This is a genomic window from Microbacterium sediminicola, assembly GCF_039531125.1.
Classification (GTDB): Bacteria; Actinomycetota; Actinomycetes; order Actinomycetales; family Microbacteriaceae; genus Microbacterium; species Microbacterium sediminicola.
The window spans coordinates 389,528-415,348 of record NZ_BAAAPL010000001.1 but is presented as its reverse complement, the minus strand read 5'-3'; the positions used below and the strand labels follow the sequence as shown (position 1 = coordinate 415,348).

Annotated in this window: 23 protein-coding genes, 1 tRNA gene and 1 pseudogene; 8 read left to right on the top strand and 17 right to left on the bottom strand. The window is 68.7% G+C overall.

Features of this window, described 5'->3' with window-relative positions; translation table 11 throughout:
* Positions 1-11: 11 nt before the first annotated feature.
* The 8 genes and pseudogenes from rho to ABD206_RS01740 form a co-directional block, all read right to left on the bottom strand.
* A pseudogene (gene rho / locus ABD206_RS01775) lies at positions 12-2,000 on the bottom strand (transcription termination factor Rho); the annotation flags it as partial.
* Positions 2,001-2,176: 176 nt separating this feature from the next.
* Positions 2,177-3,118 (bottom strand): homoserine kinase, encoded by a 942-nt coding sequence (gene thrB, locus ABD206_RS01770; RefSeq protein WP_344068393.1) that lies wholly within the window; start codon positions 3,116-3,118, stop codon positions 2,177-2,179.
* Positions 3,115-4,203, bottom strand: a complete 1,089-nt coding sequence (gene thrC, locus ABD206_RS01765) for a threonine synthase (RefSeq protein ID WP_344068390.1) — start codon at positions 4,201-4,203, stop codon at positions 3,115-3,117. The genes thrB and thrC overlap by 4 nt, the downstream gene beginning before the upstream one ends.
* 1 nt (position 4,204) lies before the next feature.
* Complete coding sequence (locus ABD206_RS01760; RefSeq protein WP_344068387.1) at positions 4,205-5,542, bottom strand: homoserine dehydrogenase; 1,338 nt, start codon at positions 5,540-5,542, stop codon at positions 4,205-4,207.
* Complete coding sequence (gene lysA, locus ABD206_RS01755; protein WP_425561152.1) at positions 5,539-6,951, bottom strand: diaminopimelate decarboxylase; 1,413 nt, start codon at positions 6,949-6,951, stop codon at positions 5,539-5,541. Before lysA ends, ABD206_RS01760 begins: the two co-directional genes overlap by 4 nt.
* A 144-nt stretch (positions 6,952-7,095) precedes the next feature.
* Positions 7,096-7,821, bottom strand: a complete 726-nt coding sequence (locus ABD206_RS01750; protein WP_344068381.1) for a GntR family transcriptional regulator — start codon at positions 7,819-7,821, stop codon at positions 7,096-7,098.
* Positions 7,822-7,840: 19 nt separating this feature from the next.
* Positions 7,841-8,776: a nucleoside hydrolase gene (locus tag ABD206_RS01745; protein WP_344068378.1), complete on the bottom strand. Its 936-nt coding sequence runs from the start codon at positions 8,774-8,776 to the stop codon at positions 7,841-7,843.
* A 95-nt stretch (positions 8,777-8,871) separates the two neighbouring features.
* Entirely contained in the window at positions 8,872-9,717 is an 846-nt protein-coding gene (locus ABD206_RS01740) for an LmeA family phospholipid-binding protein (RefSeq protein WP_344068375.1), read from the bottom strand.
* A gap of 282 nt (positions 9,718-9,999) precedes the next feature.
* On the opposite strand from ABD206_RS01740, the gene ABD206_RS01735 reads away from it, so the two are divergent.
* The gene (locus ABD206_RS01735) at positions 10,000-10,755 is read left to right on the top strand and encodes a hypothetical protein (protein WP_344068372.1); all 756 of its coding nucleotides are present in this window, start codon (positions 10,000-10,002) and stop codon (positions 10,753-10,755) included.
* Here the strand turns inward: ABD206_RS01735 and argS are convergent, their stop codons facing one another.
* Positions 10,756-12,423, bottom strand: a complete 1,668-nt coding sequence (argS, locus tag ABD206_RS01730) for an arginine--tRNA ligase (protein WP_344068370.1) — start codon at positions 12,421-12,423, stop codon at positions 10,756-10,758.
* Positions 12,424-12,474: 51 nt separating this feature from the next.
* Positions 12,475-13,284, bottom strand: a complete 810-nt coding sequence (locus ABD206_RS01725; RefSeq protein WP_344068367.1) for a transglutaminase-like domain-containing protein — start codon at positions 13,282-13,284, stop codon at positions 12,475-12,477.
* Positions 13,285-13,378: 94 nt separating this feature from the next.
* Here ABD206_RS01725 and ABD206_RS01720 point away from each other — a divergent pair.
* Both ABD206_RS01720 and ABD206_RS01715 read left to right on the top strand, forming a co-directional pair.
* Positions 13,379-13,451 (top strand) — tRNA-Arg (locus ABD206_RS01720).
* 263 nt (positions 13,452-13,714) lie between these two features.
* Positions 13,715-14,947 carry an alpha/beta hydrolase family protein gene (locus ABD206_RS01715; protein WP_344068363.1) on the top strand — a complete coding sequence of 411 codons (1,233 nt, stop codon included), beginning with the start codon at positions 13,715-13,717 and terminating at the stop codon, positions 14,945-14,947.
* A gap of 44 nt (positions 14,948-14,991) precedes the next feature.
* Here the strand turns inward: ABD206_RS01715 and ABD206_RS01710 are convergent, their stop codons facing one another.
* The 5 genes from ABD206_RS01710 to ABD206_RS01690 form a co-directional block, all read right to left on the bottom strand.
* Positions 14,992-15,447, bottom strand: a complete 456-nt coding sequence (locus tag ABD206_RS01710; protein ID WP_344068360.1) for an aromatic ring-opening dioxygenase LigA — start codon at positions 15,445-15,447, stop codon at positions 14,992-14,994.
* Positions 15,448-15,568: 121 nt separating this feature from the next.
* Positions 15,569-16,474, bottom strand: a complete 906-nt coding sequence (locus ABD206_RS01705) for a CPBP family intramembrane glutamic endopeptidase (protein WP_344068358.1) — start codon at positions 16,472-16,474, stop codon at positions 15,569-15,571.
* 5 nt (positions 16,475-16,479) lie between these two features.
* A complete protein-coding gene (trmB, locus tag ABD206_RS01700) occupies positions 16,480-17,142 on the bottom strand; it encodes a tRNA (guanosine(46)-N7)-methyltransferase TrmB (RefSeq protein WP_344071380.1) in 663 nt (220 codons plus the stop codon).
* A 107-nt stretch (positions 17,143-17,249) separates the two neighbouring features.
* A complete protein-coding gene (locus ABD206_RS01695) occupies positions 17,250-18,521 on the bottom strand; it encodes a mannosyltransferase family protein (RefSeq protein WP_344068356.1) in 1,272 nt (423 codons plus the stop codon).
* A 68-nt stretch (positions 18,522-18,589) separates the two neighbouring features.
* A complete protein-coding gene (locus ABD206_RS01690) occupies positions 18,590-19,429 on the bottom strand; it encodes a DUF3097 family protein (RefSeq protein ID WP_344068353.1) in 840 nt (279 codons plus the stop codon).
* A gap of 125 nt (positions 19,430-19,554) precedes the next feature.
* Here ABD206_RS01690 and ABD206_RS01685 point away from each other — a divergent pair, with 125 nt between their 5' ends.
* The 4 genes from ABD206_RS01685 (at position 19,555) to ABD206_RS01670 (ending at position 23,597) form a co-directional block, all read left to right on the top strand.
* Positions 19,555-21,501 carry a TPM domain-containing protein gene (locus ABD206_RS01685; protein WP_344068350.1) on the top strand — a complete coding sequence of 649 codons (1,947 nt, stop codon included), beginning with the start codon at positions 19,555-19,557 and terminating at the stop codon, positions 21,499-21,501.
* Positions 21,502-21,562: 61 nt separating this feature from the next.
* Complete coding sequence (locus tag ABD206_RS01680; protein ID WP_344068347.1) at positions 21,563-22,294, top strand: PspA/IM30 family protein; 732 nt, start codon at positions 21,563-21,565, stop codon at positions 22,292-22,294.
* A 44-nt stretch (positions 22,295-22,338) separates the two neighbouring features.
* Positions 22,339-23,154, top strand: coding sequence for an arginase family protein (locus ABD206_RS01675; RefSeq protein WP_344068344.1), 816 nt, complete (start codon positions 22,339-22,341; stop codon positions 23,152-23,154).
* Positions 23,151-23,597, top strand: a complete 447-nt coding sequence (locus ABD206_RS01670) for a Fe-S oxidoreductase (RefSeq protein ID WP_344068342.1) — start codon at positions 23,151-23,153, stop codon at positions 23,595-23,597. Before ABD206_RS01675 ends, ABD206_RS01670 begins: the two co-directional genes overlap by 4 nt.
* On the opposite strand, the gene ABD206_RS01665 is transcribed toward ABD206_RS01670, so the two are convergent.
* Together ABD206_RS01665 and ABD206_RS01660 are read right to left on the bottom strand one after the other, a co-directional pair.
* Positions 23,584-24,030 carry an SIP domain-containing protein gene (locus ABD206_RS01665; RefSeq protein WP_344068339.1) on the bottom strand — a complete coding sequence of 149 codons (447 nt, stop codon included), beginning with the start codon at positions 24,028-24,030 and terminating at the stop codon, positions 23,584-23,586. The two genes, ABD206_RS01670 and ABD206_RS01665, sit on opposite strands and share 14 nt — an antisense overlap.
* Positions 24,031-24,086: 56 nt before the next feature.
* Positions 24,087-24,803: a tyrosine-protein phosphatase gene (locus ABD206_RS01660; RefSeq protein WP_344068336.1), complete on the bottom strand. Its 717-nt coding sequence runs from the start codon at positions 24,801-24,803 to the stop codon at positions 24,087-24,089.
* 21 nt (positions 24,804-24,824) lie between these two features.
* On the opposite strand from ABD206_RS01660, the gene ABD206_RS01655 reads away from it, so the two are divergent.
* A complete protein-coding gene (locus ABD206_RS01655; RefSeq protein WP_344068333.1) occupies positions 24,825-25,760 on the top strand; it encodes an alpha/beta fold hydrolase in 936 nt (311 codons plus the stop codon).
* The last annotated feature ends 61 nt before the right edge of the window (positions 25,761-25,821 follow it).

Here is a 25,821-nt window from a genome sequence, read left to right as displayed (position 1 = left end):
GCCCTCCGTGCTCAGCGGATGCTGCTGTCGTGCCCGTTGCCGCCCGTGGGGGGTGCCGGGATCGACTTCTGCATCTGCACGAGGAACTCGACGTTGGACTGCGTCTCCTTGAGCTTGCCGAGCACGACCTCCAGGGCCTGCTGGGGCTCGAGGCCGGCGAGGGCGCGACGCAGCTTCCAGGTGATCTTGACCTCGTCGGGCGAGAGCAGCATCTCCTCGCGGCGGGTGCTGGATGCGTTGACGTCCACAGCAGGGAAGATGCGCTTGTCGGCCAGTTGGCGGTTCAGGCGCAACTCGCTGTTGCCGGTGCCCTTGAACTCCTCGAAGATCACCTCGTCCATCTTGGATCCGGTCTCCACGAGCGCCGTGGCGAGGATCGTGAGGGAACCGCCGTTCTCGATATTGCGCGCGGCGCCGAAGAAGCGCTTGGGCGGGTAGAGCGCCGAGGCGTCGACGCCGCCGCTGAGCACCCGGCCGGAGGTCGGAGCGGACACGTTGTAGGCGCGTCCGAGGCGGGTGATCGAGTCGAGAAGCACGACGACGTCGCGACCGAGCTCGACCAGGCGCTTGGCGCGCTCGATCGCGAGTTCAGCGACCGTCGTGTGATCCTCGGCGGGCCGGTCGAAGGTCGAGGCGATGACCTCGCCCTTGACCGAGCGCTGCATGTCGGTGACCTCTTCGGGGCGCTCGTCGACGAGGACGACCATGAGGTGCACCTCGGGGTTGTTGATCGCGATGGCGTTGGCGATCTGCTGCAGGACGATCGTCTTGCCGGCCTTCGGGGGCGCGACGATCAGGCCGCGCTGACCCTTGCCGATGGGAGCGACCAGATCGATGATGCGCTGCGTGAGCTTCTCGGGAGCCGTCTCCAGGCGCAGCCGCTCCTGCGGGTACAGCGGCGTCAGGTTGCCGAACTCGACACGACCGGCGGCGTCGTCCACCGAGAGGCCGTTGATGGCATCGACCTTGACCAGCGCGTTGTACTTCTGACGGCTGGACTGCTCGCCCTCGCGCGGCTGCTTGATCGCACCGACGACGGCATCCCCCTTGCGCAGGTTGTACTTCTTGACCTGGCCGAGCGAGACGTAGACGTCGCTGGTGCCGGGCAGATAGCCGCTGGTGCGGACGAACGCGTAGTTGTCGAGGACATCGAGGATGCCCGCGATCGGGATGAGAACGTCGTCCTCGCCGATCTCCGGCTCGAACTCGTCGTTCTGCCCCTGCCCCCGGCGCTTGTTGCGCTGACGGGTGCGGGAGTTCGTGTTGCCGCTCTGGGCTCCGCCTGCGGAACCGTCGTCGTCGGTCGTGGCGGTTGCGTCGCCGCTCTGCGCGCCGTTGCCGCCACCGTTGTTCCCGCTGTTGTTGCGGTTGCGATTGCGGCTCCGGCTGCGGCTCCGGCCGCGGCCGGAGGTCGGCTCTTCGGACGACGCCTCGGCAGGTGTTTTCTCGTCCTTCACGTCGGCGACCGCCTCAACCGGCTCGGCGGCTGCCTCGGCAACGGATGCCTCGGCGGGGCCGTCCTCGACGGGAGCGGCCGCGGCAGTCGCTTCGGCGGCGGGCGCAGAAGCATCCGGTGCCGGTGCCGGTGCAGCGGCATCCGCAGGAGCGGCATCCGCAGGAGCGGCATCGCCGCTCTTCGCGCGGCGCGGCGCGCGCTTGCGTGCCGGTTTTTTCACGGGTGCTTCGGCAACAGGCTCTTCCGCGGGCGCGGCGACGTCGGACCCCGCAGCCGGGGCGCCGGCCTCGTCGACCGACGCGGCGGTCTCGACGTCCTTTTCGACCGACGCAGCTGTCTCGACGGGCTGAGCCTCGGCGGCGGCTTCTTCGGCCTTCGCCTCGGCCTCCGGGGCTTCTTCGACGGGCGCGGCCTCGTCGACGGCGCCGTCGGCGACCTCGACGGTGTCAGTGGTGGATTCGACGGTCTCGTTCTCGGACGCGTCAGTGTGGATCTCGGAGATGGACTCCACGAGTACTCCCTTGTGAAACGAATGATGGGTGCGTACCGCACACGATGAAGCCGCCGCGAGGGCCGGATCCGGCCGCGTCGGAACGCGGCGCGGATGGTTTCATCTGCCGCTCGTCACCTCGTCCGAGCCAGAACGGATCCGCTCGTAATCGGGTGAGGTGAGAGCTGTGCGGAGAGTCGCACGAGTGCAGCAGGGGCCAGATACACGAGTTACGCGGTACCCCCCGCGTGCTCTTTCACTGTACCACCCTTGAAGTCGACGGCCAGCATGTGTGCGTCCCACGGGGTGTCCGTGACCTCGGCGGCCACCGCCGAAGCCTCCAGCCGCCGTCCAGGACCGTCCGCGAGCACCAGGACACTCGGTCCCGCGCCCGACACGACGGCAGCGAACCCGCGCTCCCGGAGCGCTCGCACGAGTCGGTCGGTCTCGGGCATCGCCTGCGCGCGGTAGTTCTGGTGCAGCTTGTCCTCGGTGGCTGCCAAGAGCAGTTCGGGGCTCTGGGTCAGCGCAGCGATGAGCAGAGCGGAGCGCGAGAGATTGAACACGGCGTCCTCGCGCGGGACGTGCAACGGTTGGAGGCTCCGCGCAACAGAGGTCGACATCGTGAATTCCGGGACGAAGACCAACGGCGAGACGCCGCGGTGCACGAGCAGCTTCTTGTGCTGGGGCACCGCGTCCTGCATCCAGGCGATCGTGAGGCCGCCGAACAGCGCCGGCGCGACGTTGTCGGGGTGGCCCTCGAGTTCGGTAGCCAGGCGCAGCAGCGTCTCGGGTCCGATCTCGACGTCACCTTCCAGTAGCCCCTTGACCGCGAGGATCCCGGCGACGACGGCCGCGCCTGAGCTGCCCAGACCCCGACCGTGAGGGATGCGGTTGTGGCCTCTCAGCGTCAGGCCGGGAACCGGGCGACCGACTGCTTCGAAGGCGTACGCCATGGCGCGATAGACGAGGTTGCTCTCGTCCCGCGCCACCTCGGCGGCTCCCTCACCTTCGACCTCGATCGTCAGGCCCGGCTCGGCCGAGGCGGTGACGACGAGGTCGTCGTACACACTCAGCGCGAGGCCGAGCGTGTCGAATCCGGGACCCAGGTTGGCACTCGTCGCCGGCACGCGGACGGCGACCGAGCGCTCCTGAAGTCCCGGTGCGCTCACGCGGTGCCTCCGGTGGCCACAAGGCCGAGAACGGATGCCACGTCGGAGGTCGTCGCGTCGACGATGGTCGGGGTGACCTCGGTGCCGTCCTCCTTGCGCAGGGCCCACTGCGGGTCCTTGAGTCCGTGCCCGGTGACCGTGAGGACGATCGTCGCGCCCGCGGGGATCACTCCCGCCTCGGCGCGGTCGAGCAGACCGGCCACGCTGATCGCCGACGCCGGCTCGACGAAGACGCCGACTTCGGCGGCCAGCACCTTCTGCGCTGCGAGGATGCGGTCGTCGTCGATGGCGCCGAACCAACCCTCGGTGGCGTCGCGCGCTTCGAGGGCCAGATCCCACGAGGCGGGGTTGCCGATGCGGATCGCACTCGCGATGGTCTCGGGGTTCTTGACGACTTCGCCCCGCACGAGTGGCGCGCTGCCCGCTGCCTGGAAGCCGAACATGCGCGGGACGCGGGTCGCGGCACCGCGCGCGGCCTCCTCACGGTAGCCGCGCGAGTACGCGGTGTAGTTCCCGGCGTTGCCGACCGGGATGAAGTGGAAGTCCGGAGCGTCGCCGAGCACGGAGACGATCTCGTACGCCGCCGTCTTCTGCCCCTCGATGCGGTCGGGATTGACCGAGTTGACCAGGTGCACGGGGTAGTTGTCGGCGAGCTCACGGGCGATCTCGAGACAATCGTCGAAGTTGCCGCGGATCTGGATGAGCCGGCCGTTGTGGGCGACGGCCTGGCTGAGCTTGCCCATCGCGATCTTGCCTTCGGGGACGAGGACGGCAGCGGTGATGCCCGCATGAGCCGCATAGGCGGCGGCGGATGCCGAGGTGTTGCCCGTCGAGGCACAGATCACCGCTTTCGCACCGTGCTCGACAGCGCGCGAGAGCGCCACCGTCATGCCGCGGTCCTTGAACGAGCCCGTCGGGTTCATCCCCTCGAATTTCACCCACACCTGAGCACCGGTGCGCCGGGACAACGCCGGTGCGGGGATGAGCGGGGTACCCCCCTCCCCGAGCGACACGACGGTCGAGGTCTCGGTGACGCCGAGCCTGTCGGCGTATTCGTGCATGACTCCTCGCCAGAGGTGTGCCATGTCAGTCTCCTTCTACTCGCAGCACCGAGACGACGCGATCCACGACATCGCTGGCGGCGAGTCGCTCGACGGTCTCGGAGAGGTTCTGTTCCTGGGCCTTGTGGGTGCCGATCACGAGCTTGGCGATCCCGCGGGGGTCTGCCGCGACGCGCGCGAGCGGATCTCCCGACTCGTCGGCGACGGTCTGCTCGACGGTGGCGATCGAGACATCACCCTCGCTGAGGATGGTCGCGATCGTGGCCAGCACGCCCTGACGGTCTGCCACCTCGAGGGTCACCTGGTACTGGGTGTTGACCTTGCCGAACGGCAGGAGCGGCAGATTTGCGCGCGTCGACTCCCCCACGCCGACGCCACCGGCGATGTGACGCCGCGCTGCCGACACGACATCGCCGAGGACGGCGGAGGCGGTCTGGACCCCGCCGGCGCCGGCACCGTAGAACATCAGGTTTCCGGCTGCCTCCGCCTGCACGAAAACGGCGTTGTTGGCGCCGTGGACGCTCGCCAGCGGGTGCTCGCGCGGTACGAGCGCGGGGTACACGCGGACGGAGATCTCGTCGCCCGTTTCCTCGGCCACGCGCTCGCAGACGGCGAGCAGCTTGATGACGTAGCCCGCCTTGCGCGCGGATTCGATCATCGAAGCGTCGATCTGGGTGATCCCCTCGCGGTGGACGGCATCCAGGGGAACCGACGTGTGGAACGCGAGGCTCGCGAGGATCGCGGCCTTCTGCGCAGCATCGTAACCTTCGATGTCCGCGGTCGGGTCGGCCTCGGCGTAGCCGAGCTCCTGGGCCTGACGCAGCACATCCGCGAAGTCGGCACCCTCGGTGTCCATGCGATCGAGGATGTAGTTGGTGGTGCCGTTGACGATGCCCATGATCCGTTGCACGCGGTCGCCGGCCAGCGAGTCGCGGAGCGGACGGATGATGGGGATCGCGCCGGCGGCGGCGGCCTCGTAGTAGACCTGCGCACCGACCTGGTCCGCAGCCTCGAAGATCTCGGGGCCGTGGGTGGCCAGCAGCGCCTTGTTGGCGGTCACGACATCGGCGCCGGAGTTGATCGCCTGCAGCAGGTAGGTGCGGGCCGGTTCGATGCCGCCCATCAACTCGATCACGATGTCGGCGCCCACGATGAGCGACTCGGCGTCGGTGGTGAACAGCTCGCGCGGCAGGTCCACGGCGCGCGGGGCATCCACATCGCGCACGGCGATGCCGACGATCTCGAGGTGGGCGCCGGCTCGATCGGCGAGTTCGTCAGCGTGCTGCCGCAGCAGTGCGGCGACCTGGGAGCCGACGACTCCCGCACCCAGGAGTGCGACGCGTAGGCGGCGGTAGTCGGTCATACCGTCCCTTCCGTTGGAGCGATGCCGGCATCTCGGGCCAGCAGGTCATCGACGGTCTCGCCGCGCACGATCACGCGTGCGGCACCGTCACGCACCGCGACCACCGGGGGACGCGGGACGAAGTTGTAGTTGTTCGACAGCGAAAAGCAGTAGGCGCCGGTGGCGGGAACCGCGAGGATGTCGCCCGCGGCGATGTCGGCCGGGAGGTATTCCGCGTCGACCACGATGTCACCGGCTTCGCAATGCTTGCCGACGACGCGCGCCAGGGTGGATCCGGCTGCGGTTGCCCGCGACACGACCCGGGCGCTGTACTGCGCACCGTAGAGCGCCGGACGGGCGTTGTCGCTCATGCCGCCGTCGACGCTCACATAGAGGCGCGTCACCCCACTCTCCAGCGCAACGGGCTTGGTCGTCCCCACCTCGTAGAGGGTGACGCCGGCGCGGCCGACGATGGCACGCCCCGGTTCGAACGCGAGGTTCGGCATCCGTACCCCGCGGGCCGCGCACTCTGCGGCGACGGCGTCGACGATGCCGTCGGCGAGCTGCTCGATCGGTGTCGGGGTGTCGGCCGAGGTGTAGGCGATGCCGAACCCGCCGCCGAGGTTGACGACTTCCAGTTCCCCCCCGGACAGAAGATCCGAGTAGAGGGCCACGATGCGAGACGCGGACTCGGCGAAGCCCGCCGTCCCGAAGATCTGCGACCCGATGTGGCAATGCAGGCCGACCAGCTCGAGCGCGGCGACCTCGCGGATACGAGCGGCGGCGGCGACCGCGCCGGTGAGGGTGAAGCCGAACTTCTGATCTTCGTGCGCCGTCGCGAGGAAATCGTGGGTCTCGGCGTGCACGCCGCTGTTGACGCGGATGAGGACGCGCTGGCGCATCCCATGTGCGGCCGCCACCTGAGCGATGCGCTCGATCTCGATCGGGCTGTCGATGACGATCGTTCCGACGCCGGTTTCGACCGCATGGGCGATCTCTCGCACGCTCTTGTTGTTGCCGTGGAAGCCGATGCGCGCGGGATCGATCCCCGCGGCGAGCGCAACGGCCAATTCTCCCCCGGTCGCGACGTCGACAGCCAGTCCTTCATCGGTCACCCAGCGCACGACCTCCGCGGACAGGAACGCCTTGCCCGCGTAGTACACCCGCGCCGAGACACCGTGACGCTCGGCCGCAGCGGCGAATGCCGTCCGCGTGCGTCGGGCAGCCGCGCGCACGCCGTCTTCGTCGAGCACGTAGAGCGGCGTGCCGAAGCGTGCCGCCAATTCGGTGACCGGGCACCCTCCGATCCTCACGACACCCTCCGCATCGCGCACGGCATCAGCGGGCCACACCTGCGCGACCAGCTCGTTGACGTCGGCGGGTGCCTCGAGCCACTCCGGGACGGGCGGCGAGGAGGGATGGGCGGACACGAGAGAACCAATCGGTGAAGTCATCGGCGCCGACAGAGGCGACGCGGCGGCGATCCGGGCGGTCGGAGCACGCGCCGGGGCACTGCCCAAGAGTCTAGGGCACGCACCGATCCGCGCTGAGTCGCGATCTCTCCCCCGCCGGGGTCAGGAGGTCTGCGCGACCGTCAGCGTCCCTTCCTCCGGGAGGACGAGGTGCTTGGCGAACAGGAGCGGGGAGCCCCGATGGCTGACGTGCTGGGTCAGGACGATCGCGCTCTGATCGCTCTGCGCGCCCAGCAGGCGAGCCCGATGCTCTCCGAGCACGCTCATCGACACGTCGCACACGGCGCGCAGCTGGGAGCTGGCCAGATCCTCGAGGATGCCCGCAAGGGCGGTGCGGCCGGCGCGCGGTGCGGCCACCCCGCCGTCGGCGCGTACCGCTTCGAACGCGACCGCGATCGGTCGTCCATCGACAGAGATGACCGACTCCCAGACATCCACGCCCTCGGTCCCCGAGATCGCGAGCGCCTCGACGAGAAGCTGGGAGGGCGACTGACGCTCCTCGAGCACGCGCCGCACGGCCGTCGTACGCCCCTCGCCGGCCAGAAGGTCCTCCAACGGGCGCAGCCGCTCCAGGCCGATCCGTGGCTGTGCCGCGCTCGCGAACCGGCCCACCCCGCGCCGCGTGACGATGAGGTGGTCCTCCTCGAGCAGCAGCATCGCCTCCCGGATGACGGCGCGACTCACCCCGAACTGCGCTGACATCTCGGCGTCGCTCGGAAGCATCTGCCCGGGCTCGGCATCCCCGCGGCGGAGGGATCTTGACACACTGTTGTAGACCGCGACGCGCAGCGGCTGACCGACGACGAGCGTGAGCGGCTCCAGGTTCATGCGTCCTCCCTGTTCGGTGTCATCTCAGCGACGCGAGCATCGTCTCGAAGAAGAGGTCCTCATCGATCGCCTCGATCACGCGCGCGTTCGGTTCCTTGCCCGACCGGTGCACGGCATCCACCAGACAGTACCCGGCGGTGAGCCCCTGACCGGTCTCGATGTCGACGTGGTAGTCCGACGCCGCGGTGACGATGCCCGGCTCGACGGCGATCGCCGCGGCGATCGAGTCGGGGTGCGTGCTTCCCTCCATGCCGTGGGCCTTCTTGTTGTAGGCGAGGGTTCCCTGGTTGGCGCGGGTGAAGAACCGCGCGGCCGGGGTGTCGAGTTCTTCGATGATCTTGAGCTTTTCTGGACCGAACACTCCCTGCCGCATCACCAGATCCCAGGGCACGAGAGTGAGAGTGAAACCGGCGCGTGTGACGATCGCGGCCGCCTCGGGATCATGGAAGAAGTTCGCCTCGGCCGCGGCCGTGATGTTCCCGACCGCGTTGTTGGTGCCGCCCATCACGATGAGCTCTTTCACCTTTCCGGCAAGCGATCGATCTGCGGCGACCATCAGCGCCAGGTTCGTCAGCGGAGCCTGACCGATGATCGTGAACTCCCCCGGGTTCTGCGCGACCAGCCTCGTGAGCGCGCTGACGGCATGCTCCGCTTCCGGCCGCTGCGAGGCGCGGGGGAAGTTCGCCCCACCGAAGCCGTCCGCGCCGTGCACGTAGGACGAGTCATCGAACGGGGCGAGCAGCGGGAGCCGAGCACCCTCGTACACGGGGATATCCCCGCCGCGACCGGCCACCTCGATCGTGTACAGCGCGTTCTCGACCATTTGATCGAAGCCGACGTTGCCGTAGTTGATCGTGACCGCCTCGAGCTGCGCGTTCGGATGCCGCAGTCCGATGAGCATCGCGAAGGCATCATCTTGGGCGGTATCGGTGTCGATGATCAAGCGAACACTCATGGCTCTCCTTCACGCTGGTCCAGATAGATATCAGTTGTCAGACATCTATCTGGATACTAGTCGAGTCGCAGCCTGTGACGGCCTGGGGGCTTTCCTCAGTCGCAGGTGCCGTTCTGCTGCAGCGTAGAGTCACTGAGGATCCCGCCGTCGATCGCGAACGTCGCAACAAGCTCCTCCCCCGCGACGGATGCCGCAGTGAGGGTCGCACCGGCGGGCAGGAACTGGGCGACGCAGATGCGCCAATCCTGCAGGATCGGGTCCGCGATCGCGCCGAACTGGGAACGCACCTGCGCGGCGGACACCGTGAGGCCGCTCACTTGGAGCGTGTCGGGCGTGAGGAGCAGCTCCCCCTCGTCTGCCGAGGGAACGAGCCCGAGCGAGATCGGGATGCCGATCCCGAACAGGGAAAGTTCGGTGCCGACCGAGATCACAGGCTCATCCAGGGCCAGTTCGAGGATGTCGATCGCGGCGACGCCGTCCATGAGGGCGGTGACCTGTGTCTGGTCGAGTGAAACGACCGCTTCTCCCCCCGCCATCGTGTGCGGGGCCACCATCGAGACCTGCTCGACCGCGACCGTCACGTCGGCGGTGGCCGCGCCCAGCGGCACATCCTCGGAGCTGATGGTGAGGGCATCCAGCGTCGAGGTGAGCAGCTGCGGCAGGAAGGGTCCCGGAATCGCGACGTCGACGGGGTGGTCGGCCGGCAGCTCCAGCTCCGTGCGCACCTGGTCGGCGATGCTCGCCTCCACGGCGCTCTTGACGCCGACCTCGACCACGACGATCGCGACACCGATCAGCACGAAAAGGGCTGCCGCTCCCCCGACGAGCCACGGCCAGACACGACGCTTCGGCTTCGTCGCCTTGCCGGAGGGGTCGGCGAGCACCCACTGGTACCGCGCGTCCGGAATCGGATCGGTCGGGTGCTCATCGTTGGATAGCATCGGAACAATTATCGGGGGGACAGACCTGTGGGATTCACGAAAGCCACCCTCTCAGGAATCGTCGGGCTGATACTCGGCGCCGCATCGCTCGTGGGCTGCACCGCTGAGGCCGCGGTCACCCCCGCACCAACGAGCGCTCCCTCGGACTCGGCGGCCCCTGCGCCGACGAGGATGCCGACCGCGACGGCATACGCGGAGCCGCTCCAAGCGTTCGGCGGCGACTGCTCCAACGTTTTTGCCGACGTCGCGCATTTCACGGGAACCGACACGAACATTAGAGAAATGTTCGTCGCGCCTAACGGACGCGCCACGCTCGGCGGGCTCATATGCAGCTACTGGCCAACCGACGGGAATTGGCTCTACGCGGAGGTCTTCCCCGTGTCATCGCTCACTGCCGACGTGCTGCAGCTGCGCGATGAGTGCGGCTGGGGTGGAGACTACGGCCTGTGCCGCGCGTCCACGATCAGTGCGGGTGTCTGGATCTCTCTGACCGCAGAGCCCAGCGTCCGAACCGATGACCCGACAACGGCGCCTATCCCGGACTGGCTCACGGAAGCCCTGGACGATGCGGCATCCCGCGTCTCCACCTGGGCCGAGCCTCATGCGGCAACGCGGACCGCCGCATGGTGGAATATCGCCGACGCGTGCACGCAGATCGCCTCACAGCTGGACATCCCGGCGATCCTGATGTCCTCCGACTACATCGAGGGCTACCCGACGGATGCCTTTTCGACCGGCGCGATCGCCGACCTCGTCGAGGAGCAGGGGACCGAGGAGTGGTGCGCGTGGTACTCGTATGAATCCGGCCGCGGGATATACCTGGAGCTCTTTCCCGGCGCCGGAAGCACGTGGAGCAGCTACACAAGCGACGCGATTCTCCTCGAAGTGGAAGGGGCAAGCTCCGCGGCGCAGGTTCCCAACTTCATGGGGGGCGAAGCCACCCTCGCAACCGATGGCACGAACGTCGTTGCAGTCAGCCACACCGACGCGGACCATGCGATGATCGCCGCGGCGGTGTTCACCGCTCTCGGGCGCTGACTACATCCGCTCGGGAGCGCTGACGCCCAGCAGGTCCAACCCGTTGCGGAGGACCTGTCCGGTGGCGTCGTTCAGCCACAGGCGCGTGCGGTGCACGGACTCGATCGGGGCATCCCCGAGCGGGACGACGCGGCAGTTGTCGTACCAGCGGTGATAGAGGCTCGCCAGCTCCTCGAGGTAACGGGCGACGCGGTGCGGCTCGCGCACGTCCGCGGCGAATGCGACCGTGCGCGGGAACTCCTGCAGCGCGCCGAGCAGCGCGGACTCGGTCTCGTGGGTCAGCGTCTCGGGGGCGAACTCCCCGCGGGTCACACCGGCATCCGCCGCGTTGCGGGCGACGTTGTGAGTGCGCGCGTGGGCGTACTGCACGTAGAACACGGGATTGTCGTTCGTGCGCTTCTGCAGCAGCTCGGGGTCGAGGGTGAGCGGCGAATCGGCAGGGTAGCGCGCGAGCGAATAGCGAAGGGCATCCGTGCCGAGCCACTCACGCAGGTCGTCCATCTCGATGATGTTGCCCGCGCGCTTGGACAGTCGCGCCCCGTTCACCGAGACGAGCTGACCGATGAGCACCTCGATGTCCTTCTCGGGGTCATCGCCCGCGGAGCCCGCGAGCGCCTTGAGACGGTGCACGTAGCCGTGGTGATCGGCGCCGAGAAGGTAGATCTTGTGCGCGAAGCCGCGATCGCCCTTGTTGAGGTAGTACGCGGCATCCGCGGCGAAGTAGGTGTACTCACCGTTGGAGCGGCGGATGACGCGGTCCTTGTCATCGCCGAAGTCGGTCGTGCGCACCCAGACGGCACCCTCGTCGTCGAAGACGTGACCCTGGACACGGAGGCGATCGACGGCTTCGTCGACGAGGCTCGGCCGACCGTCGGATCCGGCAGCGTGCAGGATGCGCTCGGAGAACCACACGTCGAAGTGGACGTTGAACTTCTCCAGAGATGCTTGGATCTCTCCGAGCTGGAACTCATAGGCGAGGTCGCGGGCGACGACGACCTGCTCTGCGGGGTCGAGCTCGAGCAGGTCGGGGCGGGCGACGAGGACCCGACGGCCGAGCTCCTCGATGTACGCGCCGGCGTAGCCGTCCTCGGGCGTCGGCTGACCCGCGGCCGCGGCGACCACGGATCGACCGAACCGCTCCATCTGGGCGCCGGCGTCATTGATGTAGAACTCGCGGGCGAGCGTGGCACCGCTGGCCAGCAGCAGGCGCGCAAGCGAATCGCCGAGCGCCGCCCACCGGGTGTGACCGATGTGGAGGGGTCCCGTGGGATTGGCGCTGACGAACTCGAGGTTGATCGTGTTGCCGCGCTGGGAGTCATTGGCCCCGAAGGCGGCCCCGGCCTCGACGATGGTCTTCGCGAGAGAGCCCGCGGTGGCGGCATCCAGGCGGATGTTGATGAACCCGGGGCCTGCGACCTCGACACTCGCGACACCCTCGACCTGCTCGAGTCCCGCGGCGATCTCGGCGGCGAACTCGCGTGGGTTCGCCCCGACCGCCTTGGCGAGTTTGAGAGCGGCGTTGGAGGCCCAGTCGCCGTGATCACGGTTCTTGGGACGCTCCAGCGGCAGGTCGGATGCGGTCAGATCCGCCGCGGAACCCTCTCGTCGCGCCTCAGCGAGCGGTGCGATGACGGCCAACAGCTGGGCGGAGAGTTCTTCGGGGTTCATAGCCGCCCCATTCTAGGCGAGGTCACCGTGCCCTCCCTGTGCGCGTGGAGATCATGCGAGGGTGACGAGCTGCTCGAAGTCGTCGGCAGGAGTCGATGCCTCGGGCGCGTCAGCCAGCCAGGCGTCCACGCGCATGCGCTCGAGGGTCAGGTTGCCGCCGTGATAGCTGAGAAAGGCACAGTCGGCGGCATCCCGGCCTGTCGCGATGCGCACGAGCGAGTGCCGATCGGCGAGACGGGTCGCGTCGATGACGAACCAGGAGCCGTCGAGGTAAGCCTCGGCCACGGCGTGGAAGTCCATCGGTTCCAGACCCGGCGCATAACAGGCGGTGTAGCGCGCAGGGATGTCCATGGCGCGCAGCAGTGCGATCACGAGGTGCGCATAGTCGCGGCACACGCCCTGGCCGGTCATCAGCGTCGTCACGGCCGAATCCGTTCCGAGGCTGAGGCCCGGGGTGTAGGTGACCGTCTCAGATACGAACGTTGAAACAGCGACGACGAGCTCCTCACCCGCCAACCCCTTGAACTGACGGCGTGCCTGCGCGAAGACCTCGTCCGACTGCGCATACCGACTCGGTCGCAGGTACGTGATGGCCTCGAGGTCACTCGTGGCTCGGGTCACGGTCTGCTGATCGATGACCGCCTCGTAGCGGACTTCGAGTGCGCCGGGCTCCCCCGTGAGGCGGTGGAGGCGACTCCCGGTCTGGTCGATGATCTCGATCGGGGCGTACACACGATCGCCCTGGGAGAAGCTCAGCGACTCGCTCACCACCGGCGTGTGCTGGGCCGCGGTGATTTGGAAGATGAGGTCGATCGAGGCTCGAAGATCGAGGTCGAGTTCGGCGGTCACGAGGCGTTGCACCGAGGAATCCTCGCATGGATTCGGGTCGCGGATGTTACGGCTCCGCCCCGCCTCGTCGGCAGGCGTGATCGCCGGTGGTAATCTCGATCAGTCCGCCTCCGTAGCTCAGGGGATAGAGCGTTGGTTTCCGGTACCAAAGGTCGCAGGTTCGATTCCTGTCGGGGGCACGACATGACGAAAGGGCCGTCCCGACGGGGCGGTCCTTTCGTTATCTCTACGCTCCAGTCGGAGGGGCCCCTGCCGCCCGAGGCTCCGCGCGCCCCGCAGCGGCGGGTGGAGCGGCGGTAGGGCGCGGGGGCACGACATGACGAAAGGGCCGTCCCGATGGGGCGGTCCTTCCGTCATCTCTGAGGCGCTCCTTTCCGATGTTGCCTTCCCTGTCGATGTCCACGGCGGTAGCCTGCGGTCACCACCACGGGAGGAATACGGCATGGCGCACCTCTTCGGCGAGCTCGGTCACACCGTTGTCGACACAGGCTTCTACCGCGGCGACTTCGATTTCGAGGTCCGCATTCAACTCGGTCAGGCACCATTCGGCGGCGCTGACATCGGCGAAATCTTGCGCACGATCGCAGGAGTGAGCGAGGGAGATCACGACGGCTGGTACGCGGCATGGTCGAGACTCGGTGAACGCCTGCGCACGCAGGCAGATGCGAGCGCGAACGACGACCGGCGCACGAGTGCGGCGTCAGCGTACCTGCGAGCGGCGAACGCCTTCTCGGTCGCTGTGAACGCCGCGGAGGCCCTCGACGACGAGGATCGGATCACGGCCTCCTTCGCCGCGCACCGCACTGCCTGGGACTCGTTCGTCGATCGCGCTCCCTATCCCGTGGAACGTGTCGCGATCCCCTATGAGGACACCACGATGCCGGGATACTTCTTCTCCGCATCCGCCGACGCTCCACCTGCACCCACGCTCATCTTGGTGAACGGCAGCGACGGTGCCGTCAGCAGCATGTGGGCCACCGGCGGCCTCGGCGGGCTGCAGCGCGGCTACAACGTCCTGATGTTCGACGGGCCGGGTCAGCAGTCGATGCTCTTCGAACGCGGCATCCCGTTCCGTCACGACTGGGAGGCTGTCATCACACCGGTCGTCGACATGCTGGTCGCCCGAGAAGATGTGGATGCCTCCAAGCTCGCGGCGTACGGCATCAGCCAGGCCGGATACTGGCTGCCGCGCGCGCTCGCTTTCGAGCATCGGATCGCCGCCGCGGTCGCAGATCCAGGCGTGGTCGACGTCTCGCAATCCTGGCGCGCAGGCATCCCGCACAGCGAGATGGCACTGGTGGAACGGGGCGAGAAAGAGAAGTTCGACAAAGAGATGGAGATGGCGATCAAGTATTCGCACGCCATCTCGACGGTGTGGAAGTTCCGCGCGCGCCCCTTCGGAAAGACGAGCCCCTACGACACGATCGTCGAGGTGCTGAAGTATCGGCTATCGCCGCAGGATGCCGCCCGGATCACGACGCCGCTCCTGATCACTTCCCCCGAGAAGGAGCAGTTCTGGCCGGGTCAATCCGAGCAGCTTGCGGCCATGGTGCCGGGGAGCACGCTCCAGCCGTTCACCGCGGAGGAGGGCGCGGACTACCACTGCCAGCCCCTGGCCCGCTCTCTGACCGACCAGCGCATGTTCGATTGGCTCGATGCGCAACTCGCGCGATGATCCGCAGACCAGGGTGAGCGGTGCAGCCTGGCTTCGCGCGAGGCTCAGGCGCGGCGGAGCTGGGAGCCGACGATGACAAACAGCGCGCCGAGGCCGGCAACCAGGGCGCTCACGCCGTAGGCGAGCACGGATGTCATGAGCGAGGTCCGCAGGGATGCCGCGGTCGAGAGCGCTGCGCTCTGACCACGCAATTTCTTCTGCTCGTCGCTGCCGTCCTCAACGTCCCGCAGCGCCGCGCTGATGTCGGCGAAGGTGCGCCCGCCGGCACTGCGTTCGGCATTGCCCTTGATCACCAGGGCCTCCACGTACGCGGTGACAGGATCCTGCACGGTCTTGCCGGCGAGGATCGGCGCGTTGTCGGGAACGATGATCTTTTCGTCTCGCAGCTGTCGCGTGACCGCCACCCACGCGGCAGTTCCGGCGATCACGAACAGCGAGCCGGCCAGTCCCATCACCGTTCCAGCGCGGCGGGTCGCGGGTAGTCCATACGTCGAAGTCATCGGAAGGCCTTTCGAGGGCGAGACATGGTGGGTCGGCGTTCGCCAGCGTAGTGCGAACGCCGTGCGACCGAGGACCACGATCAACCAGGCCGTGCGGGTGTCCCGGTGCATGAGATTCCCTTCAGACGAAGAACAGGGCGTCGAGCAGCCCCGGGTTGTGGGCGTGGACGAGCACGGCGAACACGACCGCGTCGAACAGCAGATGCACGGTCACGACGTACGCCAGTGAGCGGGTGACGAGGAAGATGTAGCCCTGCACGAGCGCGAAGGGGACCGTCAGCAACGGCCCCCACGCCTGGTAGCCCAGCTCCCAGAGGAACGACACGAACACGATCGTCTGCAGCGCGTTGGCGATGACCGGGTGCAGGTGTCGCAGGAGCAGCACGAACACCGTGCAGATGAAGAACAGCTCGTCCCAGATGCCGACCGCACCCACACCCACGAACAGTCTTGCGATCAGCTCGGGAGTGTCCACCACCGGCCAGTTCAGGTACACCCCGGAGGTGATGAAGTAGAACGGCAGGATCAGCCACCCGAGCACCAGCACTCCGGCCAGCCACGCCCACTGAAAGGTGCTCCACGCCCTCCCCCCGCGCCAGGGGAACCCGATCGCGCGGTCGCGGTAGACGAACCGCGAGAGCAGGTATGGCACGGCCACAGCCCCGCCCAGGACCACTCCGAAGCGGAGCATCGCGAGGTTGTCGAGCTCGGCTTTCAGCGGGATCGCGCTGACGATGAGCATCCCGATCGCCACGAGGGAGAGATCCCTTAACAGGACGGGACGGCGTGACACCACCCGCGCGTTCTCGTGGCGTGCACCGGCCGAGACGACCGGGCGGTCCACGGGCCGCGCGAATCGTTCGATCGCGAATGCGCAGCCGAGTCCCGCACCCAGGAGCACCCAGCCGACCCACGCGACCTGGAGCACGAAGAACGCGGGGGCCGCGAGCACCACGAGCAGTGCCGGGACGATGCGCCAGGTCAGCACCGGATGCCGGGTGCGGCCGACCGCCGAGAGGTGAGACATCGAACTCACATCGACACCAGTCGGTAGGTCAGGTCGCGGATCTCACGCCCGGCGCGGGCGCCCTTCCGCTCGAACGCCGTGAGGATGCGCCCCTCGAACCGCGGCGCCCACTCACCCTCGAAGGCGCGCGAGAACGCCGGCGCGGCATCCATCACCGTGCGCATCTGGTCGGCATACTCCTGCCAGTCGGTGGCGAGCCGCAGCACACCCCCGGGTCGGAGCGCGCGCGCGGCGAGTGCGGCGAACTCCGCCGTGACCAGACGCCGCTTGTTGTGCTTGGTCTTGTGCCACGGGTCCGGGAAGAACACCCACAGCTCGCTGAGCGATCCTTCGGGCAGCAGGTGCTGCAGCACCTCAGGGGCGTTCGCCTCCACCAGTCTGAGGTTGGTGAGTCCCGCCCGGTCGGCGTCGAGCATCGTGCGGGCAAGCCCGGCACGGAAGACCTCGATCGCGAAGAAGTCCTGGTCGGGGTGCGACGTCGCGGCGTGAACGATCGCGTGCCCCTGGCCCGAGCCGATCTCGGCGATCACGGGCGCTTCCCGACCCCAGATCGCGGGGGGTGAGATCGCGGACCCCGCGCGCACACTGGTGGCGGCGACATCGCGAGGGGTGTCGAGCAACATGCGCGGTCCGACCTCCCGCCAGGCACGCTCTTGAGCCTCCGACATGCGGCCGCTGCGCCGCACGAACGACACCGGACGGTCACGATAGCGCGGTCCCCCGCCCTCCCCTGCCGGGGCGTCCGCGGGACGCCCCGCGGATCCTGCGCGGCCGGTCACGGATACCCGATCGTCCAGAGCAGGAACACCGCCACAACCTGGAGTGCCAGGCTCCCCAGGAGCAGCCACTGCCGGCGGTTCCTGGTCGCCGAGAAGCGCTCGTCGCCCAGGAGGGGCGAGAGCGGCATCATCAGACGGAAGGTGCTCTGCTGGGGGAGGAAGACACCGAAGAGGTACAGCCCATAGCTGGCGGCAAATGCCACGACGACCAGCCCCAGGCGGCGGACCGGGCGCGAGAACATCCACCACGCGAACGCCGCCATGACCGCCAGCACGAACAGGATGCCGAACACGCCGAGGTAGGTACCGAAGAAGCGGAACCACGGCGTGAGCGGAACGAAGGCACCCTCGCCGACCAGCGGCACCCACCACGCCATCTCGGTGCGGAGGTACGCCTGCGGCTCGCCGGTGACGAGATCCGCGATCCAGGTCCACGACAAGCCGGCGACCGCGATCGCGAGGCCTGTTGCCGCGAGCGAGATCCGCTCACGCCAGGGGAACGGATCGGCCGACCGCCGCAGCCACCGGACGACGAACACGATGCCGAGGGCGAGGGCGAGGGCGAGTATGCCCGGCCTCGTATACGCAGCGAGCACTCCGATGGGCAGCACCCAAAGGTACTTCCGTCTGAGGGTGAGCAGCAGCGCGGTGAAGGTGAGGAAGAGGAAAAGCGACTCCGCGTACGCCAAGACGAACACGAACGACAGCGGCGCGAAGGTGAACAGCACCATTCCCCACCACGCTGCCGACGGGGTCGTCACCTCGCGCAGCAGCAGGAAGAGCGCCAGGGTCGCCCCGAGGCTCGCGGCAACGCTCACGAACACCCCCACGACTCCGGCATCCACGCCGGTGAGGTCGTGCACCGTCCGCTCGATGAAGGGCAGGACCGGAAGGAACGCCCAGTCGTTCTCCTGCACGACACCACCCTCGATGGGAAGTCGCACCGGGTAGCCGACCTCGGCGATGCTCAGGTAGTGGTCAGCGTCCCAGCCGGTGAGAAAGGTCAGGAAGTGCCGCACATGGATGCCGTGCGGACCGAAGCCGAGATCCGCGAGACGGGAGATCTCGAAGAAGAGCCAGATCAGCAGAAAATTCACGGCGCGGCCGACGGCCCAGATTCCGACCACCTTGGTGAGGGTCCCCGACCGGATCGGCTCGACACCTTCGCGGGGAGCGGTCAGGTCATCGACCCACTGACGCAACGCCCGCGGGCCGCGACCGGGCCGCGGGCGCCGGTTGACCACGACCTGCTGTGACGAAGATCCCACTCAGCACCTCTCGAGCGCACCAGAGGAGGCGAGACCCCCTCACCCCCGAGTATGCCAGGCGGGGAACCTCAGCCCGCAGCCGTGACGTAGTCGATGAGTTCCTCCACCCGACCCAGCAGGGCGGGTTCGAGGTCCCGATACGAGTGGACGCAGGCGAGGATGCGACGCCACGCCGCGGCCAGATCGCGCGGCGTCTCACTCGGCCAGCCGAGCGCCCGACAGGTCCCCACCTTGATGTCGGTCCCCCGCGGGACATCGGGCCACGCGGCGATCCCGACCGCGCGCGGGGCGACACACTGCCAGACATCCACGCGGGGATGACCCACGATGTGGAGGTGAGCCCCGTGGCGGCCCCGGGCGATCGTCTCCGCGATACGCGCTTCCTTCGAGCCGGGAACGAGATGATCCACCAACACGCCGTAGCGGCGTCCAGGCCCCGGGGGCTCCGCGTCCAGCATCTCGGCGAGGTTGTCGAGTCCGGCGAGGAACTCGACGACGACGCCCTCCGCGCGAAGATCCGCACCCCACACCTTCTCGACCAGCTCCGCGTCGTGCTTGCCCTCCACCAGGATGCGGCTGGCGCGGGCGACCCGCGCGCGCTGCTCGGGCGCTGCGATCGATCCCGATGCGGTCCGCGCCCGACGCGGGGCCGCGGCGGGACGGTGCGGCACCAGCACCACGTGCACGCCGTCGATCATGAAGCCCGGGCCGAGCGCGAACCGGCGGCGGGCGCCGACGCGGTCTTCCAACTCCACAGAGGCCGCATCCGACGCGGTCACGGCACCACAGAAACCATCCGCCATGACTTCGACGACCAGCCCCGGCTCGGCCTCGACACGGCGGCTGTCGACACGCCCATGGCCCTGCCAGCCGTCGGCGAGCACATCGATTCCGTAGCGATCGTCCATCCCGGATCCTTCCGTCCGGCCACCATCCAACCATCCACCCCTCGGCATCGAAGAGAGCTGTCGCGTGTCCACCGCCCCTGCGTAGGATCGAGGTGCGGAAGATCCGCACTCGGGAGGATTCTTCGATGCGCGCTCACTGGCCGATCTCGATCGTGCTGGCTGCGCTCCTTGCCGTACTGGCACCCGCCGGCGCGCACGCCGCGGATCCCGTGACGCTCGGCGCGGGGTACGTCCTCGATGAGGTCGGCGCCCTCTCGAGCGCCGAGACCGCCGCGGCCGAAGCAGAGCTGGCGCACCTCTACACCGAGACCGGCGTGGACCTGTACGTCGCCTTCGTCGACACGTTCGAGAATCCTTCCAGCAGTCAGGAGTGGGCCGACGAGGTCGCGGCGATGAACGGACTGGGCCCGTCGCAGTACCTGCTGGCGGTCGCGACCGAGTCTCGCCAGTTCTACACATCCGCCGACAGCGCCGGGCCCCTCTCCGAGGCCGAGCTCACGGCGATGGAGGCCGCCGTCAAGCCGGAGCTGAGTGACGGCGACTATGCCGGGGCGATCACGGCCGCGGTGGCGAGCGTGAGCGGGGATACCTCGACGAGCGGTGACTCCGGCGTGGGGGCGGGCCTGGTGTGGGCTCTGGTCGCGGTCATCGCGATCGGCATCGTCTGGTGGATCATCTGGGCGATGCGACGACGTCGCGCGCGGGCGAAGCGTGCCGCGACCGCGGCCGCCGATGCCGAGCAGCTCGCCCGACAGGCGTCGTCCGCCCTGGTGGCGACGGACGACGCGATCCGCACGAGCGCTCAGGAAGTGGAGTTCGCCCGCGCAGGGTACGGCGACGCGGCAGTGTCGCCCTTCGAGAGTGCGATCAGCGAAGCCCGCGCACTGCTGACCTCGGCGTTCGCGATCCAACAGCAGCTGGACGACGCCACACCCGACACCCCCGAGCAGATCGAGGCGTGGAACACGCAGATCGTCGAGCTGTGCGAGCGCGCGAACGGTCTGCTCGATGAGAAGGCGAGGGCATTCGATGAGCTCCGCCAGCTCGAGAAGAACGCCCCGGCGGCGTTGGCCGCACTCGCGCCGCTGCGCGAATCCACGTCGGCGGCCATCGAGAACGCCGAAGCCACCCTCGCGGGATTGGCGTCGCCCTACCACCCCGACGCGCTCTCATCGGTCGCGGACAATCCCCGACAGGCGCGGGACCGGATTGCGTTCGCCGACGAGCGGATCGTCGCCGCGCAGACGGCGCTGGAGGCGGGCGACACGGCACAGGCCGCCATCGACATCCGTGGCGCCGAGGATGCGCTCGCGCAGGCGGCCGACCTCGAGAAGGCCATCGACACGCTCGCGTCCGACCTTGCCGCCGCCGTCACCGCTGCCGGTGCCCTCATCGCCGAACTCGAAGGTGACATCGTCTCCGCCCGCGCACTCCCAGACCCCGACGGACGTCTGGCGGGCATCGCGACGTCGACCGCCCGCCACATCGACCAGGCCAGGGAGATGCTCGCACCGGGCGCGCAGCGACCGCTGCGTGCACTGCAGTCCCTCGAGGCGGCGAACGCCCAGATCGACCAGGTGATGCAGGCAGCGCGCGACGCGCAGGCGCAGGCGCAGCGGGCGTCGCAGATGCTCGCCCAGGTCTCGGCGCAGGCCGGATCTCAGATCAGCGCGACCGAGGACTTCATCGCGTCCCGCCGTGGGGCGGTCGGCGCGGAGGCGCGCACCCGACTGTCGCAGGCACAGGCGAGTCTCGCCGCCGCGCAGCAGTCGCCCTCGCCGACCACCGCGCTCCCCCATGCACAGCGGGCCGCCCAGCTGGCGGGGCAGGCGCTCAGCGCCGCCCAGCGGGATGTCGGCTCTTTCGGTGCTCCCGGATATGGGCAGCGCTCAGGCGACTCCGGTGCGATGCTCGGCGCCGTGCTCGGCGGCATCGTCATGGGGTCGATGATGGGCGGCGGCCGTCGCCGGGGCGGCTTCGGCGGCGGCATGCCGGGGGGCTTCGGCGGTGGACGCCGCTCGGGCGGCTTCAGCGGCGGTGGCCGCGGACGACGCGGGGGCGGGCGCTTCTGACGCCCGGCGATCACGACAGACCTCACAGCGCAGTGCACGACATCTAGAGAAGGAAGACATCATGGCAAAGCAATCGATCCTCGGCCGCATCTCGACCCTCATCCGCGCGAACGTCAACGCGCTGATCGACCAGGCGGAAGATCCCGAGAAGATGCTCGACCAGCTCGTGCGGGACTACACCAACAGCATCGCCGACGCGGAGTCGGCGATCGCTGAGACGATCGGGAACCTCCGCCTGCTCGAGCGTGATCACGCCGAGGATGTACAGGCCGCCGGGGAGTGGGGCGCGAAGGCGCTGGCAGCCAGCCGGAAGGCCGACGAGATGCGCCAGGCCGGTAGCGCGGCGGATGCCGACAAGTTCGATGCCCTCGCCAAGATCGCCCTGCAGCGACAGATCGGCGAGGAAAATGACGCCGCGGCCATCGCGCCGACCATCGCCGCCCAGACCGAGGTCGTCGCCAAGCTCAAGGACGGCCTGAACGGCATGAAGCAGAAGCTGGAGCAGCTGAAGTCGAAGCGGTCGGAACTGCTCGCGCGGGCGAAGGTCGCGGAGGCGCAGATCAAGGTGCACGATGCCGTCAGTTCGATCGACATCCTCGACCCGACCAGCGAGCTCGGCCGCTTCGAAGACAAGGTGCGTCGCCAGGAGGCACTCGCAGCGGGAAAGCAGGAGCTGGCCGCCTCGAGTCTGGACGCACAGTTCGCAGAGCTTGAGGACATCGGCGAGCTGACCGAGGTCGAAGCGCGTCTGGCCGCGCTCAAGGCCGGCGGCACGACCGCGATCGGCGGCTGAACCCGCGACTCGGCAGTTCGCACGCCTCGCAGACAGGAGAACGGATGGCGCACTTCGTCGTCGTCCCGCAGTGGCAGGGCTCGGCATCCGCGCGAGCCATGCAGCTGATCGACGGGGCGGCCGCGATCCGCGGGGATCTCCCCTCCTCGGCCTGCACGGCGGTGGAGGTGCCGGCAGAGGCCGGCGAGAGCCAGGGCACGGGGGTACGACGCCTGTCGTCCCTGGTTCGCACCTGGGAGCGCGTCCGCGAGGCGGTCGCGGCCGCTCCGCCACCGCCGATCGTGATCGGAGGTGATCGCGGCATCGCCGCAGCGGCGGCGGATGGCACTGTCGGCTCCGACGTCGGTCTCATATGGTTCGATGCTCGCGCCGCCCTCCACGATCCGGATCCTCTGACGCCGAGGGCTTTCGAGGATTCGACGCTGCGCGCGATCCTCGGCGGCGGTCCCGCGGCGCTGCGTCTTCCGGCCGGCCGGATCGACCCGACCCGTGTCGTGCTGGCGGGGGTCCGCGAGATCGAGGAGGCGGAGGTGCGGGCGATAGCCGACCTCGGCATCTCCCGCGTCACCGTCGAGGGGCTGCGCTCCCCCGACGCGCTGCGGGCCGCGCTGATATCGACGGGCGTGTCACGCGTGTTCATCCACCTCGATCTGAGCGTGATCGATCCCTCCGGCATCACCGGCGTCTCCGCTCCCGTGCCGTTCGGCCCGGATGCCGCGACACTCATCACGCGCATCCGCGATGTCCGCGCGATCGCCGAGATGACCGGCGCCTCGCTCACGGGCTTCGCGCCGGCCAGCCCCGACACCGCAATCGAGGACCTCCCCACGGTGCTCCGTCTGATCGGAGCACTCGCATGAGAGGAGCCTTCGACGAGAGCGCCGCCGAGGACGCCGTTGCGCGGGGTCAGCGGATGGACCAGTGGATCCCTCTCCTGGACTCCCCCGCTTCGCGCCTGGGTGCGGAGATCGCGACCGCCATCGGATTCGTCTGGGGAGCCCTGTGGAGCACGGGGCAGATCCGTCGGATCGACGGCCTGTGGGTGTTCGCCGGGATGCCGTCCTGGACCTTTCCCCGCGGCGGTGTGTGCGTGGGGTCGTGTTATCTGACCGCGGACAACACCGCGGCGCGCGTGCTGCGCCACGAGCGGGTGCACGTTCGTCAGTGGCGTCGCTACGGCCTGCTGCTGCCGATACTGAACGTGATGGCCGGACGCGACGCGCGACGCAATCGGTTCGAGATCGAGGCGGGACTCGAGGACGGCGGCTATCTTCCGCGCACCGGCGGGATCAGCACGCGGTAGGCAGGCCGTACACCGCGGGGGTGCGGATCGACGCCGCCGAAACACCGTGGATGCCGATGAGGTGATCGACGATGTCCGCAGTGGCGAGGTAACCGGCGAGCAGCTCCACACGTGTGCCCTCAGCGCCATCGCAAAGCATCTCATCCGCCCACGCGGTCACCGCACGGCTCAGCGCGTGCCCCGGGGAGCGCAGCGCAGCGCCCCGCGATCGCGCGAGCCATGTCACCGTCATCCGGGACGGCGCCGTCAACGGAACGATCCATGATGCGTCCGGCACCTCGATGAAGACGCGACCGGACGAGCACAACGGGAGCGACGCGAGCAGCGCATCGAGCGCCCCGAGGGCCTGCTCGTCTGCTGCGATCACGAACTGCGTGCGCGTGCGGCTCATGCCGCGTCGAGCGGTGCGGGAGGAAACGGCAGCGGAGGTCATGACTCCTCCACTATAGGTCAGAGAAGGCTCTCCTAACCAGGCGGTGTCGGTGACTGTCACCGCGCGATCAGGACGGCGCGCAACTCCGAGAGCTCGTCGTCCGACATGCCGTTCGCGCGCAGGTAATCCGACACCGACCCATACCGGGCATCGATGTCGGCCAACAGGGCCTGCATGACCGGTGCGGGCGACCGCGTCGCGAGATCTTCCAGGTGGACCGCATCCGGGAAATGTCGGCGTAGGCGCGCGAGAACATCCTGATTCCGGGCATCCGGCAGCAGACTCTCGGTGCGGGCATAGTCGTCCACGACGGCCGTCCGATCGACACCGGCGGCGGCGAGGGTCACGGCCACCGTGACCCCGGTTCGGTCCTTGCCCACCGTGCAGTGGACCAGCACAGGTTGATCCGTGATGATGCCGCGCACCACCTCGACCACACGCGGGGCCGAATCCTCGACGAGGCGTCGATAGAGCTCGGCGAGCGGGATGTCCTCGTGGAAGAACGAGGCCACCGAACCGAGGAACAGCGGCTCATGCTGTGTGATCGCCGCCGTCTGGTCGATACGGCTCGGCGCGTTCGCGACCTCCTGCTCATCGCGCAGATCGATCACTCGTCGGATACCGAGAGCAGCGAAGCTCCGCTCCCCCGCCGTATCGAGCCCCGCGAGGTTCCCCGAGCGGTAGAGCACCCCGGCCCGCGTGGCAGCCGTCCCGGCGGGCAGACCCCCCACGTCGCGAAAGTTGACCGATCCTGGGATCTCGATGGTGCTCACGCCCGGTAGCCTAACCGTGCCATGACCCCTGCAGACGATGAATTCCGTTTCCTTCCTGACGACGCCGTCACGGTCGGTCGGCGCGGTCCGCTGCCCTCCGTCGAACGGATCGCGATGACACTCGAGGATGGTCGCACCCTCAGCGCCCTGCGCTTCGGGGACGACGATCCCGTGGTGACCTTCCTCCACGGCGGTGGCCTCAATGCCCACACGTGGGACGCGACGATCCTCGCTCTCGACCTCCCCTCCTTGGCGATCGACCTGGCCGGACACGGCGACTCCTCCTGGCGCGACGACGCCGCCTACACCGGTCGCACGCTCTACCCGGATGTCGTGGCCGGCCTTTCCCAGTGGACGAACGCGCCACAGCTGGTCGTCGGTCACTCGTTGGGCGGACTGACCGGGGCGGCCCTGGCGGCCGGAGCACCGGAGGTCGTGCGCCACCTCGTGATGGTCGACATCACCCCGGGCATCGACCCGAACGCGGGGGCGGCACAGATCCGCGCCTTCTTCGCCGGACCCACCAGCTGGGCGAGTCGCGACGAGATGGTCGACCGCGCACTCGCATTCGGCTTCGGCGGCGGTACCCCCGAGCGCGCCGCCCGCGGGGTCTTCCTCAACTCTCGCGTCCGCCCCGACGGCCGCGTCGAGTGGAAGCACCACTTCGCCCACGCGGCGGCAGCGCTCGCGGCCGCCCCGGAACAGGCTGCCGCCGTGGATGCGCGAAGCGACGCCCTCACCGAGATCCTCAGCGCCGACGGATGGCACGATATCCACGCGCTGGTCGCGCCACTGGACCTCATCCGCGGGGAAAGCGGATTCGTGACCGCGGCGGACGCCGACGACCTCCTCGCGCATCAGCCGAGGGCGCGCGTGCATGTGATGCCCACCGGCCACAATGTGCAGGAATCCGCCCCCGCCGAGCTCGCGGCGCTGCTCGCCGAACTCGACCGATGAGGCAACGATGACGTCACGGTGCACACCGCCGATGCGCTGATATGCGCGGACGGACCCTAGG

What these genes read in the sequence shown, in the direction of transcription:
- thrC (WP_344068390.1), bottom strand. Translation starts at nt 4,203, where the DNA reads ATGGCACACCTCTGGCGAGGAGTCATGCACGAATACGCCGACAGGCTC.
- ABD206_RS01760 (WP_344068387.1), bottom strand. Translation starts at nt 5,542, where the DNA reads ATGACCGACTACCGCCGCCTACGCGTCGCACTCCTGGGTGCGGGAGTC.
- ABD206_RS01750 (WP_344068381.1), bottom strand. Translation starts at nt 7,821, where the DNA reads ATGAACCTGGAGCCGCTCACGCTCGTCGTCGGTCAGCCGCTGCGCGTC.
- ABD206_RS01745 (WP_344068378.1), bottom strand. Translation starts at nt 8,776, where the DNA reads ATGAGTGTTCGCTTGATCATCGACACCGATACCGCCCAAGATGATGCC.
- ABD206_RS01740 (WP_344068375.1), bottom strand. Translation starts at nt 9,717, where the DNA reads ATGCTATCCAACGATGAGCACCCGACCGATCCGATTCCGGACGCGCGG.
- ABD206_RS01735 (WP_344068372.1), top strand. Translation starts at nt 10,000, where the DNA reads ATGTTCGTCGCGCCTAACGGACGCGCCACGCTCGGCGGGCTCATATGC.
- argS (WP_344068370.1), bottom strand. Translation starts at nt 12,423, where the DNA reads ATGAACCCCGAAGAACTCTCCGCCCAGCTGTTGGCCGTCATCGCACCG.
- ABD206_RS01715 (WP_344068363.1), top strand. Translation starts at nt 13,715, where the DNA reads ATGGCGCACCTCTTCGGCGAGCTCGGTCACACCGTTGTCGACACAGGC.
- ABD206_RS01710 (WP_344068360.1), bottom strand. Translation starts at nt 15,447, where the DNA reads ATGACTTCGACGTATGGACTACCCGCGACCCGCCGCGCTGGAACGGTG.
- ABD206_RS01705 (WP_344068358.1), bottom strand. Translation starts at nt 16,474, where the DNA reads ATGTCTCACCTCTCGGCGGTCGGCCGCACCCGGCATCCGGTGCTGACC.
- trmB (WP_344071380.1), bottom strand. Translation starts at nt 17,142, where the DNA reads ATGTCGGAGGCTCAAGAGCGTGCCTGGCGGGAGGTCGGACCGCGCATG.
- ABD206_RS01690 (WP_344068353.1), bottom strand. Translation starts at nt 19,429, where the DNA reads ATGGACGATCGCTACGGAATCGATGTGCTCGCCGACGGCTGGCAGGGC.
- ABD206_RS01685 (WP_344068350.1), top strand. Translation starts at nt 19,555, where the DNA reads ATGCGCGCTCACTGGCCGATCTCGATCGTGCTGGCTGCGCTCCTTGCC.
- ABD206_RS01680 (WP_344068347.1), top strand. Translation starts at nt 21,563, where the DNA reads ATGGCAAAGCAATCGATCCTCGGCCGCATCTCGACCCTCATCCGCGCG.
- ABD206_RS01675 (WP_344068344.1), top strand. Translation starts at nt 22,339, where the DNA reads ATGGCGCACTTCGTCGTCGTCCCGCAGTGGCAGGGCTCGGCATCCGCG.
- ABD206_RS01670 (WP_344068342.1), top strand. Translation starts at nt 23,151, where the DNA reads ATGAGAGGAGCCTTCGACGAGAGCGCCGCCGAGGACGCCGTTGCGCGG.
- ABD206_RS01665 (WP_344068339.1), bottom strand. Translation starts at nt 24,030, where the DNA reads ATGACCTCCGCTGCCGTTTCCTCCCGCACCGCTCGACGCGGCATGAGC.
- ABD206_RS01655 (WP_344068333.1), top strand. Translation starts at nt 24,825, where the DNA reads ATGACCCCTGCAGACGATGAATTCCGTTTCCTTCCTGACGACGCCGTC.